Source organism: Aliirhizobium cellulosilyticum (assembly GCF_014198105.1).
Taxonomy (GTDB): domain Bacteria; phylum Pseudomonadota; class Alphaproteobacteria; order Rhizobiales; family Rhizobiaceae; genus Neorhizobium; species Neorhizobium cellulosilyticum.
Window position 1 is genome coordinate 13,389 of sequence record NZ_JACIGW010000012.1, and the last position, 16,086, is coordinate 29,474.

Here is a 16,086-nt window from a genome sequence, read left to right on the forward strand (position 1 = left end):
ATTATCAATTTCGTTGGGAGGCGTGATTGAGGCATCAAGTCGTCATCATAGGCGCAGGACCGTCGGGCCTGCTGCTTGGCCAGCTTCTGACCGAAGCAGGGATAGACAATCTCATCCTCGATCGGGTGAGCAAGGACTATATCCTCGGCCGCGTTCGAGCCGGGGTCCTTGAGGAAGGGACCGTCAAGCTTCTGAACCAGGCGGGCGCCGGCGCACGGATGGCTGCCGAAGGGCTGCCGCATGATGGTTTCGATCTTGCTTTCGACGGTCGAGATCATCGGATCGATCTCAACGGATTGACCGGCGGCAAGCGGGTGATGGTCTACGGCCAGACGGAAGTCACGCGCGACTTGATGGATGCACGTGAACGGAGTGGCGCACATGCCGTCTATGGGGCTGACGAAGTTCAGCCGCATGATTTTTCCGGAACAGACCCTTATGTAACTTATCGAAAAGACGGCATAACACATCGTATCGATTGCGATTTCATCGCGGGCTGCGACGGATTCCATGGCACGAGCCGCAGGTCGGTTCCCGAGGCCGCATTAAACCTCTTCGAGAAAGTTTATCCGTTCGGATGGCTCGGCATCCTCGCGGATGTCGCTCCCGTCAGCCACGAACTGATATATGCAAATCATCCGCGCGGCTTCGCACTGTGTTCGATGCGCTCCGCGAGCCGCAGCCGATATTACATACAATGTCCTCTCGATCAGAAAGCGGAAGACTGGAGCGACGACCGGTTTTGGGATGAACTGCGGCGAAGGTTACCGCCGTCCCATGCCGAAGCTCTTGTAACCGCTCCGTCATTCGAGAAGTCGATCGCTCCGCTGCGTTCCTTTGTGGCAGAGCCCATGCGTTTTGGCCGTCTGTTCCTTGTTGGCGATGCCGCTCACATCGTTCCGCCCACCGGTGCCAAGGGCTTGAACCTTGCCGCAAGCGACGTGCATTATCTCTTCAATTCTTTGCGCGAATATTATCTGGAAGGGTCCGAGGCAGGACTTAATTCCTTCTCGAAAAAAGCTCTTGCACGGGTATGGAAAGCTGTACGCTTTTCGTGGTGGATGACGACCATGCTCCATCGCTTTCCGGAGACGAGTGAATTTGATCAGAAAATTCAGGAAGCGGAGCTCGATTATCTCACCCATTCCCGGGCCGCGTCCACCGCTCTGGCAGAAAACTACGTGGGGTTACCGTTTTAGCGTGGACGACAGCAGAGGATAGCATTGTCGCAATTCAAAGGGCACGATGGTGGAGGCGGGCCCTGTTTAACTGGGAGGAATGAACATGAAAAAGGCTGCAATTACCGCTTTCGCGGTCATGGCTTTGTGCGGAACCGCTTCCGCCGACGTCATCAAGGTCGGCGTGGTTGGTCCCTTCTCTGGGCCCTTCGCCCTGCAGGGCAAGAACTTCAAGGCGGGAATAGACGCCTATATCGCACTTCACGGTAACAAAATTGGCGACGATACGGTCGAAATTGTCTACCGAGATATTCCGACAGCGGACCCTGCCCAGTCCAAGGCTCTCGGCCAGGAGTTGATCGTCAAGGAAAAAGTTCAATATCTTGCAGGCTTCTACTTTACTCCGGATGCGATGGCGGTCACGCCGATCCTCAAGCAGGGCAACGTGCCCATGGTCATCATGAACGCTGCAACATCGGCCATCATGAAGACCAGCCCTCTGGTCGTCAGAACCTCGTTCACCACCTGGCAGACCTCCACGCCCATCGCAAAGGTTGCTTCCGATGCAGGCGTCAAGAAGATCATTTCGGTCGTCAGTGACTATGGACCGGGCGTCGATGCCGAAAATGCGTTCAGAAAGGCCTTCGAAGAAGCCGGCGGGAAGATCGTGGAGGCAATACGAATGCCGCTTTCCACAAACGATTTCAGCCCGATCATGCAGCGTATCAAGGATTCGGGTGCCGAAGGTGTGTTCGCCTTCCTGCCTTCCGGCCCGACCACCCTCGGCTTCGTCAAGGCGTTCAACGACAACGGCCTCAAAGCGGCCGGTACCAAGTTCTATGCGCCGGGCGACCTGACCCAGGAATCGGATCTGCCGGCACTGGGCGACGCTGCATTGGGAATACAGACGACGTTCCATTATGCCGTTTCTCACGATTCCCCCGAAAACAAGACCTTCGTCGAGGCTGCGACCAAGGCGATCGGCAACGAAGCGGAACTGTCCTTTCCTTCCGTCGGCGCCTTCGATGGCATGCATGTCATCTACAAGATGATCGAGGCGACGGCCGGCAAGCAGGATGCCCAGAAAGCCGTCGATGCCGTCAAGGGACTGGCCTGGACAAGCCCTCGCGGCCCCGTCTCCATCGATCCGGAAAGCCGTCACATCACGCAGAACATTTATCTGCGCGAAGTGACAAAAGATTCGGATGGCAAATATTTCAACAAGGAGGTCCAGACCTTCGAGAAGCAGGGCGATCCGGGTCTGGCCGCCGCGAAGTAAGCGGCCGACAGTTTTGACAGATCGGCAGGCCAGATCTGGCCTGCCACTCATGAACAGGATTTCTGATGCAGACAGTCTTCAGTATAGCTGTCGACGCACTTGCCTATGGCATGGTGCTGTTCGTCATATCCATTGGCCTCTCGGTGACCATGGGCCTGATGCGTGTCGTAAACCTGGCCCATGGCGGCTTTGCCATGATCGGCGGTTACATAGCATCCTATGTCGCGCGGGATTTGGCTCTTGGATACGCACTTGCATTGATTGCGGCGGTGGTCTTCACGATCCTGATCGCCATTCCGATCGAACGTCTTCTCTATCGCCGGATCTACGGTCAGCCGGAACTCACACAGGTGCTGATGACGATCGGGATAACCTTCTGCATCATCGGCATCGGCAATTTCGTCATGGGGCCAACGCTGAAGACCATTCCGCTTGCACCTTCACTACAAGGGTCTGCCGACCTCGGCTTCCGCACTATACCCATCCATCGCCTTTTTGCGATCGCCTGCGGCCTGGCCGTGGCGCTCGGTCTCTGGTACGCGATCGAGAAGACGAATTTCGGCATCAAGCTTCGTGCGTCTGTCGACAATGCCGCAATGGCTGCGGCGCTGGGCGTGAGAACGGAAATCGTCTACGCGGTTAGCTTCGCGGCGGCTGTGGGTCTTGCGGCATTCGGCGGAGTGGTCGGATCCGAATTCCTGCCGGTGGAGCCCTATTATGCACTCCGCTACATGGTGACGTTTCTGGTCGTGGTATCGGTCGGCGGAGCCGGCTCCATCCCTGGCGCACTGGCAGCCTGTCTTCTTCTTGGGGCGATCGATACGACCGGCAGATATCTGATGCCGGAATTCGGCGAATTCTTCTTCTATCTTGCCGTCATCGCAATCATCTGTGTCTTTCCGCGTGGCCTGGCGGGACGCGCAAAATGACAGAGAAGACCAACTCCACGCTAGCCGCCGGCGCTGAAACGACCAGAAGCCGCCTGCGGGCCGGCTTCATCAAGCGAGACCTTTACGGCTTTGCTGCCATCGTCATCGTCGCCGCAGCAGGTTACGTCCTCTTTCCCGACAATCTCGCATTGCTCACGCGTATCATCGCGATCGCCCTTCTCGTGTTGTCGCTCGATCTCGTGACCGGCTATTGCGGTGTTGCGACCCTTGGCCAGGCGGCACTGTTCGGATCGGGCGCCTATGCGGCAGGCATACTCTCCGCGCATTATGGGATAAATGATCCGCTACTCATGACGCTGGGCGGGGTGTTTGCAGGCGCGGTCGCCGGGCTTGTATGCGGCATCGTGATGTTGCGGGCGCACGGCCTCCCGCAGCTCGTGCTATCTATCGCGCTTGTCTACCTGTTTCATGAATTCGCCAACAAGGCGTCTTCCTGGACCGGAGGAAGCGACGGGTTGTCGGGCATCGTACTCGACCCGCTCTTTGGCCTCTACGAGTTCGATCTCTTCGGCCATACGGCCTATTTCTTCGGTGTGGTCCTGCTTCTGATCGTATTCACGTTGCTGCGCATCGTCGTTCGCTCGCCCTTCGGCATGCTCTGCCGTGGCATCAAGGAGGATCCCGTGCGGATAAGGGCACTCGGCGCCTCTCCCCATAAAGCCCTGGTAAAGATGTATATCATTTCAGGCGCGGTGGCCGGAACCGGCGGTGCGCTCAGTGCCATCTCAACCCAGGTTGTCGCACTCGACGCCCTGTCGTTTACCCAATCGGCAGAAGCGCTCGTGATGCTTGTCCTTGGCGGAACAGGTTCCCTGTTCGGCGCTCTGGTCGGGACCGTGATCTTCATGCTGTTTGAGGACTTCGTATCGGCCGCCAACCCGTTTCACTGGCTGACGATGGTTGGCGCGCTTCTCATCGTCGTCGTCCTTTTCGCCCCCAAGGGCATTTTCGGAACGGTGCAGGATCTCCTCTCTGCAAGAAAGAACACGACCGGGGAGACGCGGCCATGAGCGCGGTATTTGAAGTCATCAACCTGAAGAAGGCGTTCGGCGGGCTCGTTGTCACAAACGACGTCTCGCTCTCCATGGTGGCAGGAGACCGGGTGGCGCTCATTGGCCCGAACGGAGCCGGCAAGACGACCTTCGTCAATCTCGTCACCGGGGCCTTGAAACCGAGTTCCGGTGAGGTGCGGCTTGGAAACGAGCCGGTAACCCGGATAGGACCGACCGGCCGGGTTCGGCGTGGCCTCGTCCGCTCGTTTCAGGTAACCCGGCTTTTCCAGGACATGACACCGGCCGAACATGTTGGGCTTGCGGTTCTCCAACGGACAGGCAAATCAGCGCAACTGCATGGCAACTTTCTCACCCGTACGGCGGTGATGGAAGAAGTCGATGACCTGCTTGAAAGACTGGGCCTTTATTCTCTCGCACATAGAAAGGTTCGCGAGATCGCCTACGGGCAGCAGCGGCTTCTGGAACTGGCCATCGCGCTTGCATTAAAGCCCAGCGTCCTCCTGCTGGACGAGCCAGCCGCCGGCGTTCCGCAAAGTGACACGGGACGTATCGAGGAAGCGCTCGCAAACCTGCCCGCCGATCTCGCCGTGTTGATGATCGAACACGACATGGACCTAGTGTTCCGATTTGCCAAACGGGTGATCGTGCTTGCCGCCGGGACCATCATATTCGACGGCCTTCCCGCCGACGTGACAAAGGATGCCCGCGTCCGCGAGGCCTATCTCGGGAGCTACGCCAATGCCGGCCTCAATGCTTAAAGTCGAAAACCTTTCCGCCGGTTATGGCCCAACCCGAATTCTGGAATCGATTTCGTTTTCCGTTGGTGCGGGTCGCCGGCTCGCCGTTCTCGGTCGCAACGGAATGGGCAAGACCACGCTCTTCGCGACACTTGCAGGCCAGACCCGCCGTTACGACGGACGGATATCGATAGGCGATATCGATCTGAGTTCGACATCAAGTGCCGCACGGGCTCACGCTGGCCTCGGATATGTGCCGCAGACACGGGACATATTTCCGAGCCTCAGCGTCGAGGAAAACCTGACCGTCGGCCTGAAGAAACGGAAGAAGGACGCGATCGAGGAAGCCTATGCCTTGTTTCCCCGGCTGAAAGAGCGTCGTAGGAACCTCGGCAGCCAGCTGTCCGGCGGTGAGCAACAGATGCTGACCACCGCGCGCACGATCCTCGGCCGACCCACGGTGCTGCTGCTCGATGAGCCGCTGGAAGGTCTGGCTCCCGTGATCTGCGAGGAGCTCATGGTGGTATTTTCCGAACTTGCGGCTTCCGGAGACATGACGATCCTGCTCGTCGAGCAGCGGATTCAAAGTGCTCTCGACTTTGCTGACGAGGTCATCGTGCTCGAGCGTGGCCGTATCGCCTGGAACGGTACCCCTTCCGCGTTGTCGCAGGATCACAAGGTGGTGGAACGTTTGCTCGGCGTGGGTGGCCTGCATTAGCCTGCCGTCTGCCTTGCTGTTTTCCTGCCGAAAAAGCGGTCAGGCGCGCCCGAGAGCGAGCGCGATACCCTGCCCCACGCCGATGCACATGGTTGCGAGCGCGTGGTTACCCCTGCCGGACGAAAGTTCCAGAGCGGCCGTGCCGGCAATTCTCGCACCTGACATGCCCAGCGGATGTCCAAGTGCGATCGCCCCGCCATTCGGATTAACGCGCGGATCGTCATCGGCAATGCCGAGTTCTCGCAAGGTCGCAAGGCCTTGAGAGGCAAACGCCTCGTTCAGTTCGATGACAGCAAACTTATCCTGCGTCAGGCCGAGCAACGCCATCAGCTTCTTGGAAGCCGGCGCTGGACCGATGCCCATGACACGTGGAGGAACGCCCGCTGTCGCTCCGGCCAGAACCCGCGCGATCGGCGTCAGCCCGTATTTTTTGACAGCGGCTTCCGAAGCGATAATCAGCGCCGCGGCACCATCGTTGACGCCGGAGGCGTTGCCGGCCGTCACGGTTCCGCCTTCCTTCTTGAAGGGAGTACCAAGCTTGGCGAGCGCTTCGACCGTGGTCGCGCGCGGATGCTCGTCTTTCGAGATGACCAGTGCCTCACCCTTGCGCTGGGGGATGGTCACCGGCGTGATTTCGCGGGCAAGCCGGCCGTTTTCCTGGGCGGCAGCGGCCTTGTTCTGACTGCGCAGAGCAAACGCATCCTGATCTTCGCGAGAGATCCGATAGTCTTCCGCAACATTTTCGCCGGTTTCGGGCATGGAATCGACACCGTAAAGCTTCTTCATCAGCGGATTTACGAAGCGCCAGCCGATTGTCGTGTCGTAGATCTCCGCGTTGCGCGAAAACGCGGCGTCGGCCTTCGGCATGACGAACGGTGCCCGGCTCATGCTTTCGACGCCGCCCGCAATCATCAACTCCGCCTCACCCGACTTGATGGCGCGCGCCGCAGTGATGACGGCATCCATTCCCGAACCGCACAGACGGTTGATGGTCGTGCCCGTGACGGATACGGGAAGCCCCGCAAGTAGCAGAGACATCCGCGCGACATTGCGGTTGTCTTCGCCTGCCTGGTTGGCGCATCCGTAGATCACATCACCAACCGCCTCCCAGTCGATGCCGGCATTTCGTTCAACGAGCGCCTTGAGCGGTATGGTGCCGAGGTCGTCAGCCCTCACGGAGGAAAGCGAACCGCCGAAACGACCAATCGGGGTGCGGATGTAGTCGCAGATAAAAGCCTCGGCCACTGCTATTCTCCTCAGACTTCGGGAACGATGAGAGCGGCGACCGAACCCTCGACATGCAACGGGGCGCCGGTCATCGACTGCAGTTCTTCGACGCTCAATGCGGTAAGTTTTTCCCGCAGGACAAAGCGTCCTTCAACGATGTCGATGACGGCATGACTGGTGTAGATCCGAGTGACACAGGCCACGCCGGTCAGCGGAAACGTGCATTTTTCCACGAGCTTGGGTTCGCCGTTCTTTGTCACATGCTCGGTGATGACGAAGACCTGTTTGGCGCCATGTACGAGATCCATGGCTCCACCGACTGCCGGAACGCCCTTCGAGCCGACACGCCAGTTGGCCAGATCCCCGTTTTGCGCAACCTGCAATGCGCCAAGGATCGCCACATCGAGATGGCCACCACGGACCATCGCGAAACTGTCTGCATGATGGAAGAACGAAGCGCCCGGCTTCAGCGTCACCGCCTTTTTGCCGGCATTGATGAGGTCCCAGTCCTCTTCGCCCGGCTTCGGCGCCTCGCCGAAATCGAGGATCCCGTTTTCCGTATGGAAGATCGCCTCCCGGCCCGGCGGCTGGTAGCGGGCGACCATTTCGGGAAAGCCGATACCGAGATTGACATAGGCGCCATCGACAATGTCCTGCGCCGCGCGCCAGGCGATCTGGGCGTTGGTCAGCTTGATCTCTTCTTGAGCGATGCTGGTCATGCGTAGGTCACTCCGGCGCGAATGAGTTCCTCTTCCTGGCGAGGCTGCGGAACCTCGACGACGCGATCGACGAAAATTCCCGGCGTGACCACATGTTCGGGATCGATTTCGCCCGCCTCGACGATCCTCGAAACCTGAACGATCGTGCTGGCCGCCGCCATGCACATCAGCGGATTGAAGTTACGAGCCGCCTTGTTATAGGTGAGATTGCCATGACGGTCGCCGAGATGGGCCTTGATGATGGCGAAGTCAGCCTTCAGCCATCGCTCCTGGACGTAATACCGACCGTCGAATTCGCCGATCGGCTTGCCGTCTGCAAGCTCCGTACCGTAAGCGGTCGGGGTGTAGAATGCCGGTATGCCGGCACCTCCGGCACGGATGCGTTCCGCGAGTGTGCCTTGCGGCACAAGTTCGAGTTCGATTTCTCCGGCCATATACCTGTCGGTAAAGGCGCGCGGGTCGGACGATTTCGGGAACGAACAGATCATCTTTCGGACCATGCCCGCGTCGATCATCGCCGCAATCCCGATACGGCCATTGCCTGCATTGTTGTTGATGACCGTCAGGTCTTTCGGACCCTTGTCGATCAGCGCGTGGATGAGTTCGATCGGAGCGCCGGAGCCACCGAAGCCGCCGATCATCACCGTCGCTCCATCGCCTATTTCGGACATAGCCGCCGCCAGGCTCAGGCTTGTCTTGTTCATCCGCCACCTCCCTTAATAGGCCCCGTCCTCTGTCGAAGCTTTTCGGAAAGCTACCTCTCGACTTTCTCGACCTCAACGGAATTGTGCGATATGATGCATTTGTTGCATTATCGCACAAATCTGGAGTTGGTGCCTTGAATGTGAAGCAAAGCGACATGATGGGCGGATTGGCGAAGGGGCTTCGCGTGATCGAAGCCTTTACCGCCGAAACGCCTCGATTGAGCATTTCGGAAGCAGCAGAGATCACCGGCTTGGATCGGGCAACCACCCGACGTTGTCTGCTGACGCTCGCCGAACACGGATATTGTGCTTATGACGGCAAGTTCTTCACGGTCACTCCGCGCGTTCTGCGTCTCGGCACCGGCTGCCTTGCCTCAATGCCGCTGCCGCGCATCGTCCAGCCATGGCTCGACAAGTTATCCGAACAGATTGGCCAGAGCACGTCCGTCGCCATCCTGGATGGTGCAGAGATCGTCTACGTCGCGCGTGCTGCGCAGCGGAAGGTGATGTCGATTGCGCTCATGCCAGGGTCGCGTCTTCCCGCTTATTGCACGTCTCTCGGACGTGTCATGCTTGCAGCACTTCCCGAAACTCAAGCGATTGAACTTCTGAACTCCCATCCGCTTCAGGCAAGAACCGCCCATACGCTCCACACTATCGATGACGTCTTGAAGGAACTCGCGCTGGTTCGAACGCAAGGTTATGCAGCAGTCGACCAGGAGGTCGAGCAGGGATTGAGATCCGTCGCGGTGCCGGTGAAAAATGCGCGCGGCGTCGTGGTCGCAGCATTGAACACGGGGTTGGCCGCCTCAAGCGAATCCATGGCTTCTGTCATCGAAACCTACCTCCCCTCACTTCAGCAGGTAAGCCGCGAGCTTCGCGGAGTGCTCTCCTAGCGCCTCGGGAAATTGAGGCAGGCAAGTGAGCTAACGAGAGCCTGCGGCTTCTCGTATGGTCTGTATCAGAAGCGACATCGCGATGGAGGGAATTGCGTCAGTCCGCATTGTCAGCCCCACGGGCCCTTGGGTATCGCTTGTATCGATCGGCAATGCCTGCATTAGGCCCGTCCCGATATCGCGGGATACAACCCCGGACGATATGATCCAAACCGCGTCGCTCGACAGCACGAATGCCCGACCGAAGCTATCGGAAACAGTCTCGATCTGGTTCGGCAGGCTTGAAATGCCGTTGGCGATGAGTAGCCGATCGACAAAGGGCCGAATGATCGACGACGTGGTCGGCATCAGGATCGGATAGTCGCCGAGTTCGGAAAACGGTGAATGCCCCGACGTCGGGATCGGATGGCCGGCACGGACGGCAAACACCACCTGTTCGGAATAGAGGTGCTCAAAGATAAATCCCGCCATCCTGTCAGCCCCCGCCAGACGTCCCACGACAAGATCGAGGTCGCCGAAGCGCAGTTGTTCCAGCAGCACCGAGTTTTCACCAGTGACGATCTTGATGCGGCTCCCGGTCTTTTCCTTCAGAAAAAGATCCACGGCCCGCGGCATGATGTGGCTGGAAACCGTCGGCAACGCACCGATCCGTATTAGCGGCGCCTCTCCGGCCCGTTCGTGCGAAACTGAATCGACGCCCTGTCGAAGAGCTGCAATCGCCGCACCGGCATGTTTCAGGAATACCTCGCCATAACGCGATAGCCGGATGCCCCTGCCCTCGCGCTCCACAAGCGCGACACCGAGCGCCTCTTCGAGTTCCCGAATGGTCTTGGTAACCGCCGGCTGGCTGACATTCAGAAAACCGGCCGCCTTGACGACGCTCTTGTGACGAGCAACCTCGATAAAGGCTTGGAGATGACGAAACTTAACGTTTGGCTCGCTCATCGAATACATAACCATTCGGATATAAAAAACACCTAAAAAGTCATTTTACCTAACCGAGCCAATATACCAAGATAATTTAGGGAGAGATTTTCAATGCAGTTTGCGCGCGTCAATGACGTCACGATCCACTATCAGGTTATTGGAGGACCGGTGGATAAACCGGTCATCGTATTCGCCAATTCGCTCGGCACGGATTTTCGCATCTGGCGGGATGTCATCGTGCGCCTCGCCGGCGACTTCCCGATCATCCTTTACGACAAGCGTGGCCATGGCCTGTCCGATATCGGTAAGCCCCCTTATTCGATCGAGGATCATGCAGCGGATCTTGCCGGCCTCCTGGATCTGCTCAACGTGCGCAACGCCGTGATCTGCGGCCTTTCCGTTGGAGGGCTTATTGCGCAGGCGATCTACCAGACACGGCCCGAGTTGGTGAAGGCGCTGATACTCTGCGATACTGCCAGCAAGATCGGCTCTGCCGATATGTGGAACGCGCGTATTGCGGCCGTCGAAGAGCACGGCATCGCAAGCATCGTCGATGCGGTCATGGAAAAGTGGTTCACCCCCGCTTTCCGCAGCCCGGACAACATCGCCTTTCACGGTTATCGCAACATGCTGGCTCGCCAACCGATCGAAGGTTATGCGGCAACCTGCGCTTCAATTCGTGATGCCGATTACACCGAGGCCGCTGCACGCATTGTCGTGCCGACCCTCTGCATCGTCGGCGACCAGGATGGCTCAACGCCGCCAGACCTCGTCAGGAATACGGCAGAACTTATCCCCGGCGCGCGTTTCGAGATCGTCAAGGATGCAGGTCACATTCCCTGCGTCGAACAGCCCGAAGCTTTGACCGATCTGATCCGAGACTTCATCAACACCACCAATACCGCAGGGGAGGCTCAATGACTGAGGTTGAGACATACCGACACCGCCTGGGCATGGAGACACGACGTTCCGTGTTGGGAGATGCCCATGTCGATCGAGCTATCGCCAACTCTACCGATTTCGACGAGCCTTTCCAGGCGCTGATCACGGAAGCCGCCTGGGGACATGTCTGGTCACGTCCCAACTTCACCAAGCGGGAACGATCGATCATCACGATCGCGCTTCTGGCAGCACTCGGCCAGGACGAGGAAGTTGCCATGCATGTGCGGGCCACCGCCAATACTGGCGCTTCGCGGGAAGATGTTCGCGAGGCCCTGCTGCATGTCGCCATCTATGCAGGCGTACCTGCCGCAAACCATGCCATAAAGATCGCCAAGCGCGTCTACGAACAGATGGACGCCGAATAGACATCGGGGGAGGAGACCTTAGGGATGTCCGCTAATTCGAACAAACAGCCGGAGACCGGTGGATTTTTCGCGCGCGACCGCGACTGGCACGCGCCCGCCCTGACGCCGGAATACAAAACCTCGATCCTGCGCTCACCGCAGCGCGCTCTTCTGTCTCTCGACGGCACGATCTCGGAAATCACCGGCCCGGTTTTCGGCCATTCGATGATCGGCGAGTTGGACAATGACCTGATCCACAACTACGCCCGGCCCGGAGAAAGTGCCATCGGCGAGCGGATAATCGTTCATGGCCGCGTGCTGGACGAGCGAGGTCAACCTGTTCGCGGTGCCTTGCTGGAATTCTGGCAGGCCAATGCCGGCGGCCGTTATCGCCACAAGAAAGAAACCTATCTTGCCGCGATTGACCCCAATTTCGGCGGTTGCGGCCGTGCGATCACCGACGACGACGGGGGTTACGCGTTTCGCACCGTCAAGCCCGGCCCCTATCCGTGGCCGAACGGCGTCAACGACTGGCGTCCTGCCCATATCCATTTCTCGGTCTTCGGACATGGCTTCGCCCAACGCCTGATCACCCAGATGTATTTCGAGGGCGACCCGATGATCTGGAAATGTCCGATCGTCAACACGATCCCGGATCGCAAAGCGATCGAACAACTGATCGCACCGCTGGACTGGGGTCAGACCATCCCGATGGATGCGCGCGCCTACAAATTCGATATCGTGCTGCGCGGACGCCGCTCGACCCTTTTTGAAAACCGGCTGGAGGGCAACTGATGGTGCAGGAGCTTCACAGGTTGAAGGAAACACCGTCGCAGACCGCCGGCCCCTATGTTCATATCGGGCTGACGCCGAATTACTGCGACATTCGCGGCGTCTATGACGGCGATCTCGGAACCACGATGGTCAACGATCAGACACTGGGCGAACGCATTACCGTGCGTGGCCGCATCCTCGACGGCGCCGATACGCTTGTGCGGGATGCGATTGCCGAAATCTGGCAGGCGGACAGCGCCGGTCTCTACAACAGCCCGTCGGAAATGCGCGGCACCGCTGATCCGAACTTCACCGGCTGGGGCCGTTGTCCGACGAATGCCGAGAATGGTTATTTCCAGTTCGAGACGATCAAACCCGGCAAGGTTCCGTTCAAGGACGGACGCCCCATGGCGCCGCATATCACGCTCTGGATCGTTGCTCGCGGCATCAATATCGGTCTGCATACACGCATCTACTTTTCCGACGAGGCGGAAGCGAACGCCATCGATCCGCTGCTGTTACGCATCGAACATCGCCAGCGGGTCGAGACAATGGTCGCACAGAAGGACGGCAGCATCTATACGCTCGATATCCATCTCCAGGGACCGAAAGAAACCGTGTTCCTCGATATCTGACGCTGCGCCCAACCGGCTGCCTACCCGACATGGAGACATGATGGCCTTCTCTCCCTTCGAGCATCCCTTCCTGTCGGGTCTCCTCGGCGATGAGGAAATCGCTCGCCACCTTTCAGCAGATGCGGACATCAAGGCCATGCTTCGTTTCGAAGCCGCTTTGGCGCGGGCACAGGCGGGGCTGGGACTTATCCCGGCAGCTGCTGCGGAACAGATTGCGGCGGCATGCGGTACATTCGAACCCGATCTCGCACGGCTGAAGGCAGCCGTCGGGACGGATTCCGTCGTCATCCCCGAACTCGTCAAACAGCTTAGGCAGGCGGTCGGCGGTGATGCGGCCAACCATGTCCATTTCGGCGCAACCAGCCAGGATGCGATCGACACGAGCCTGATGCTTCGGATGAAGGCGATCCATGCGATCTTCACTGAGCGGATAAGGCAGATAATCGCGCTTCTGGATGGTCTCGATCAGCGCTTCGGATCAAACCCGCTGATGGGCTTTACCCGTATGCAGGCGGCCATTCCGATCCGCGTTTCTGATCGAGTGGAGAGCTGGCGTGGCCCGCTCGCGCGACAACTCACAGCACTGAACAACCTAGAGTTTCCGGTCCAGCTCGGCGGTGCGGCCGGTTCTCTCGACAAGCTGAGACTAGATGGGGCCGCGGTGCGTGCCGCGCTTGCTGAAGAACTGGGGTTGGCGGACATGCGGCAATGGCAGAGCCAGCGAGAGGGAATTGCGGATATCGGCCATCACCTGTCGTTGATGACGGGCGCACTCGGCAAGATTGGACAGGATCTCGCGCTGATGGCCCAGTCGGGCCGCGAAATTTCCATGAGCGGTGGCGGAAAATCCTCCGCCATGGCGCATAAGCAAAACCCGGTGAGGGCAGAAACACTGGTGGCGCTTGCTCGCTTCAACGCCGTCCAGCTTTCAGGATTGCATCAGGCCATGGTTCATGAGCAGGAGCGTTCAGGAGCAGCCTGGACACTCGAATGGCTGATCCTGCCGCAGATGGTCATGGCAACAGCCGCTTCGCTGCGTCTGGCCGGCGAGACGCTTGCGCAAATCGAACGAGTGGGAACGCCGGCTCCCGGCTTATCCAATTGATCCAGTCGCCTGACTTGATGGCAAGTGCGGCGCAGCGGGTATCATAGATCCGAAGGGTTGACCGGTCGCCTCTCCCGGCTCGACCGCGCAATCGCCAGGATCGTTGCCAAGGTCATCATTCCATCACGGGCAGAGACGAGAGGTTTGGCATCACCGGTTACCACTTTCATGAAATGGGCAAGCTGATTGACATAGGCCCGGCTGCCATCCAGCGTGACGTGCCGCTTGACCAGCGGATCCTGCCAATGCCCCGCTTCCGTCTCATGTTTCCAAAGATCCATTGATGGCAATGCCAATGCAGCCTTGGTGCCGGAGAAGAAATAGGCGTTTTCCGGCTGATGCGGGAAATACAGCGCCTGTCCGGCGGCAGTATCCCAATTGTAGGGCGAAACAGCCGTATCGCTCATCAAAACCGTGCCAACCGCACCGGATGAAAAGCGCAGGCTGACGCTGGCGCTATCCTCCACCTCGAAGCCTCGCACCGAATTTGAGGTAAAGGCCATGACTTCTGTGATATCGCCACAGATGAACCGCAGGCAATCGATGTCGTGAATGAGGTTGATGAGCAATGGCCCACCACCGGCTTGCTTGCGCCAGGCGGCATCGAAATAAGCCTCCGGCTTGTCGGCCAGCCACATGGCGTTGACCCCGACCAGACGACCGAGACGCCCCTCTTCGATCAATTGCTTGGCCTTGGCGATGTCGGGGCTATGACGGCGCTGGTGTCCCACCAGAACGGGAACATCGGCTCGTTCTGCCGCCGCCACCAGATCCCTTGCAGCTTCGAGCGTATCCGCCACAGGCTTTTCCACGAGACACGGGATACCGCGTTCAACACAGGCGATTGCCGCTTGAGCATGAAGGGCATTTGGCAGAGCAACGATCACGCCATCCGGCCGCATCTCGTCCAGCATGGTCCGATAATCGAGATAGTGTCTGGCCCCGAACTCGCTCGCAACCGGTGCCGCGGCAGGCGCTGGGTCTGCGATAGCGACAAGATCCGCACCGGGCGTTGCTGCAATGAGCGCGGCATGTTCACGCCCGATCAGGCCGCCTCCCATAATCGCAAATCTGAGAGCCTCACGCTCCATCTCAGTCTCCCTCACAATTTGGCAACGGCGCGAAGTTCCTTCGCGGTCGTCGTGGGAAGATCGAAGAATTCGAGATAGGCCGGTATCTGCTCGAACAGCATGTCTGTTCCGACCTGATATTCGCAGCCGCGAGCGCGCGCCGCAGCCAGGAACGGCGTTATCTCACGGCTCAGCACCACCTCTCCAACGAAGGCTGAAGGTGCGATCCGGGATACATCGAAAGGCAGCGGATCATTGTCATTCATACCGAGCGGCGTGGCGTTGATGACGATATCGTAGCCGTTTGGATCGGTCTTGCCGGCTTCCACACGCAACCCCGGATAATGACGACGCAACCGGTCCACGAGGCCCTGCATCATGGGGATGGAGGCATCGGAAAGCGCCAGTTCTGCCAATCCCGCTTTGGCAAGCGACGCGGCGATCGCCGAGCCGACACCTCCGGCACCGGCCATGATCGCTCTCTTGCCCTCGATCTCCCGCCCTCTGCGCAGCATCCCGCGGACGAAACCTTCCCCGTCGAACATGTCGCCGACAAGGCCGCCGTCCGATCCGATTTTCACTGCGTTGCAGGCTCCAGCAACCTGCGCATTGGTGGAAATTTCGTCCAGCAATCCCATGGTGGTGATCTTGTGCGGCATGGTGATCAGCGCGCCATGGATATTGGAAAGGCGGAAGACCAGTTTCAGAAATGCCATGTAGTCATCGGGCCGACATCCCATCGGCACCACAACCGCATCGATGCCGTTTTTCTCGAAATAGGGATTGTAGATCAACGGCGCCTTGAAGGAATGCGTCGGGAACCCGAGATGTGCGATGAGTTTTGTGTTGCCGCTTATCATCGGCCTTA

General features: G+C 58.9%; 18 protein-coding genes. 12 read left to right on the forward strand and 6 right to left on the reverse strand.

Annotated elements, in window-relative coordinates:
• The first annotated feature begins 26 nt into the window (after positions 1-26).
• The 6 genes from pobA to GGE33_RS25645 all read left to right on the forward strand — a co-directional run bounded on the left by pobA (position 27) and on the right by GGE33_RS25645 (position 5,875).
• A complete protein-coding gene (pobA, locus tag GGE33_RS25620) occupies positions 27-1,199 on the forward strand; it encodes a 4-hydroxybenzoate 3-monooxygenase (RefSeq protein ID WP_183829844.1) in 1,173 nt (390 codons plus the stop codon).
• Between the two features lie 85 nt (positions 1,200-1,284).
• Positions 1,285-2,457 (forward strand): ABC transporter substrate-binding protein, encoded by a 1,173-nt coding sequence (locus GGE33_RS25625; RefSeq protein WP_183829847.1) that lies wholly within the window; start codon positions 1,285-1,287, stop codon positions 2,455-2,457.
• 65 nt (positions 2,458-2,522) lie between these two features.
• Positions 2,523-3,386, forward strand: a complete 864-nt coding sequence (locus GGE33_RS25630) for a branched-chain amino acid ABC transporter permease (protein WP_183829850.1) — start codon at positions 2,523-2,525, stop codon at positions 3,384-3,386.
• A complete protein-coding gene (locus GGE33_RS25635; protein ID WP_183829853.1) occupies positions 3,383-4,417 on the forward strand; it encodes a branched-chain amino acid ABC transporter permease in 1,035 nt (344 codons plus the stop codon). Before GGE33_RS25630 ends, GGE33_RS25635 begins: the two co-directional genes overlap by 4 nt.
• Positions 4,414-5,178, forward strand: a complete 765-nt coding sequence (locus tag GGE33_RS25640) for an ABC transporter ATP-binding protein (protein WP_183829856.1) — start codon at positions 4,414-4,416, stop codon at positions 5,176-5,178. The genes GGE33_RS25635 and GGE33_RS25640 overlap by 4 nt, the downstream gene beginning before the upstream one ends.
• The gene (locus GGE33_RS25645; RefSeq protein WP_183829859.1) at positions 5,159-5,875 is read left to right on the forward strand and encodes an ABC transporter ATP-binding protein; all 717 of its coding nucleotides are present in this window, start codon (positions 5,159-5,161) and stop codon (positions 5,873-5,875) included. The genes GGE33_RS25640 and GGE33_RS25645 overlap by 20 nt, the downstream gene beginning before the upstream one ends.
• A 39-nt stretch (positions 5,876-5,914) precedes the next feature.
• On the opposite strand, the gene pcaF is transcribed toward GGE33_RS25645, so the two are convergent.
• Genes pcaF through GGE33_RS25660 form a run of 3 tightly spaced genes read right to left on the reverse strand, consistent with a single transcriptional unit; the run spans position 5,915 to position 8,525 of the window.
• A complete protein-coding gene (pcaF, locus tag GGE33_RS25650) occupies positions 5,915-7,120 on the reverse strand; it encodes a 3-oxoadipyl-CoA thiolase (RefSeq protein WP_183829862.1) in 1,206 nt (401 codons plus the stop codon).
• A gap of 11 nt (positions 7,121-7,131) precedes the next feature.
• The gene (locus GGE33_RS25655; RefSeq protein WP_183829865.1) at positions 7,132-7,821 is read right to left on the reverse strand and encodes a CoA transferase subunit B; all 690 of its coding nucleotides are present in this window, start codon (positions 7,819-7,821) and stop codon (positions 7,132-7,134) included.
• Positions 7,818-8,525: a 3-oxoacid CoA-transferase subunit A gene (locus GGE33_RS25660; RefSeq protein ID WP_183829868.1), complete on the reverse strand. Its 708-nt coding sequence runs from the start codon at positions 8,523-8,525 to the stop codon at positions 7,818-7,820. The genes GGE33_RS25655 and GGE33_RS25660 overlap by 4 nt, the downstream gene beginning before the upstream one ends.
• 134 nt (positions 8,526-8,659) lie before the next feature.
• On the opposite strand from GGE33_RS25660, the gene GGE33_RS25665 reads away from it, so the two are divergent.
• On the forward strand, positions 8,660-9,421 hold the full coding sequence (locus GGE33_RS25665; RefSeq protein ID WP_183829870.1) for an IclR family transcriptional regulator domain-containing protein: 762 nt from the start codon (positions 8,660-8,662) through the stop codon (positions 9,419-9,421).
• Positions 9,422-9,451: 30 nt separating this feature from the next.
• On the opposite strand, the gene pcaQ is transcribed toward GGE33_RS25665, so the two are convergent.
• The gene (gene pcaQ / locus GGE33_RS25670; protein ID WP_183829873.1) at positions 9,452-10,366 is read right to left on the reverse strand and encodes a pca operon transcription factor PcaQ; all 915 of its coding nucleotides are present in this window, start codon (positions 10,364-10,366) and stop codon (positions 9,452-9,454) included.
• Between the two features lie 93 nt (positions 10,367-10,459).
• Here pcaQ and pcaD point away from each other — a divergent pair, with 93 nt between their 5' ends.
• From pcaD to GGE33_RS25695, 5 genes are read left to right on the forward strand one after another with little or no spacing between them, the layout of a single operon-like run.
• Positions 10,460-11,269, forward strand: a complete 810-nt coding sequence (pcaD, locus tag GGE33_RS25675; RefSeq protein WP_183829876.1) for a 3-oxoadipate enol-lactonase — start codon at positions 10,460-10,462, stop codon at positions 11,267-11,269.
• Positions 11,266-11,655, forward strand: coding sequence for a 4-carboxymuconolactone decarboxylase (gene pcaC, locus GGE33_RS25680; RefSeq protein ID WP_183829879.1), 390 nt, complete (start codon positions 11,266-11,268; stop codon positions 11,653-11,655). The genes pcaD and pcaC overlap by 4 nt, the downstream gene beginning before the upstream one ends.
• A 24-nt stretch (positions 11,656-11,679) precedes the next feature.
• Positions 11,680-12,429 carry a protocatechuate 3,4-dioxygenase subunit beta gene (gene pcaH / locus GGE33_RS25685; RefSeq protein ID WP_183829882.1) on the forward strand — a complete coding sequence of 250 codons (750 nt, stop codon included), beginning with the start codon at positions 11,680-11,682 and terminating at the stop codon, positions 12,427-12,429.
• A 2-nt stretch (positions 12,430-12,431) separates the two neighbouring features.
• A complete protein-coding gene (pcaG, locus tag GGE33_RS25690) occupies positions 12,432-13,043 on the forward strand; it encodes a protocatechuate 3,4-dioxygenase subunit alpha (protein ID WP_183829969.1) in 612 nt (203 codons plus the stop codon).
• A 40-nt stretch (positions 13,044-13,083) separates the two neighbouring features.
• Positions 13,084-14,148: a 3-carboxy-cis,cis-muconate cycloisomerase gene (locus GGE33_RS25695; protein WP_183829885.1), complete on the forward strand. Its 1,065-nt coding sequence runs from the start codon at positions 13,084-13,086 to the stop codon at positions 14,146-14,148.
• A gap of 41 nt (positions 14,149-14,189) precedes the next feature.
• Here GGE33_RS25695 and GGE33_RS25700 read toward each other — a convergent pair whose 3' ends face one another.
• Positions 14,190-15,239 carry a Gfo/Idh/MocA family protein gene (locus tag GGE33_RS25700; protein ID WP_183829888.1) on the reverse strand — a complete coding sequence of 350 codons (1,050 nt, stop codon included), beginning with the start codon at positions 15,237-15,239 and terminating at the stop codon, positions 14,190-14,192.
• 11 nt (positions 15,240-15,250) lie between these two features.
• Positions 15,251-16,078, reverse strand: a complete 828-nt coding sequence (locus tag GGE33_RS25705) for a shikimate dehydrogenase family protein (protein ID WP_183829891.1) — start codon at positions 16,076-16,078, stop codon at positions 15,251-15,253.
• Between the last annotated feature and the right edge of the window lie 8 nt (positions 16,079-16,086).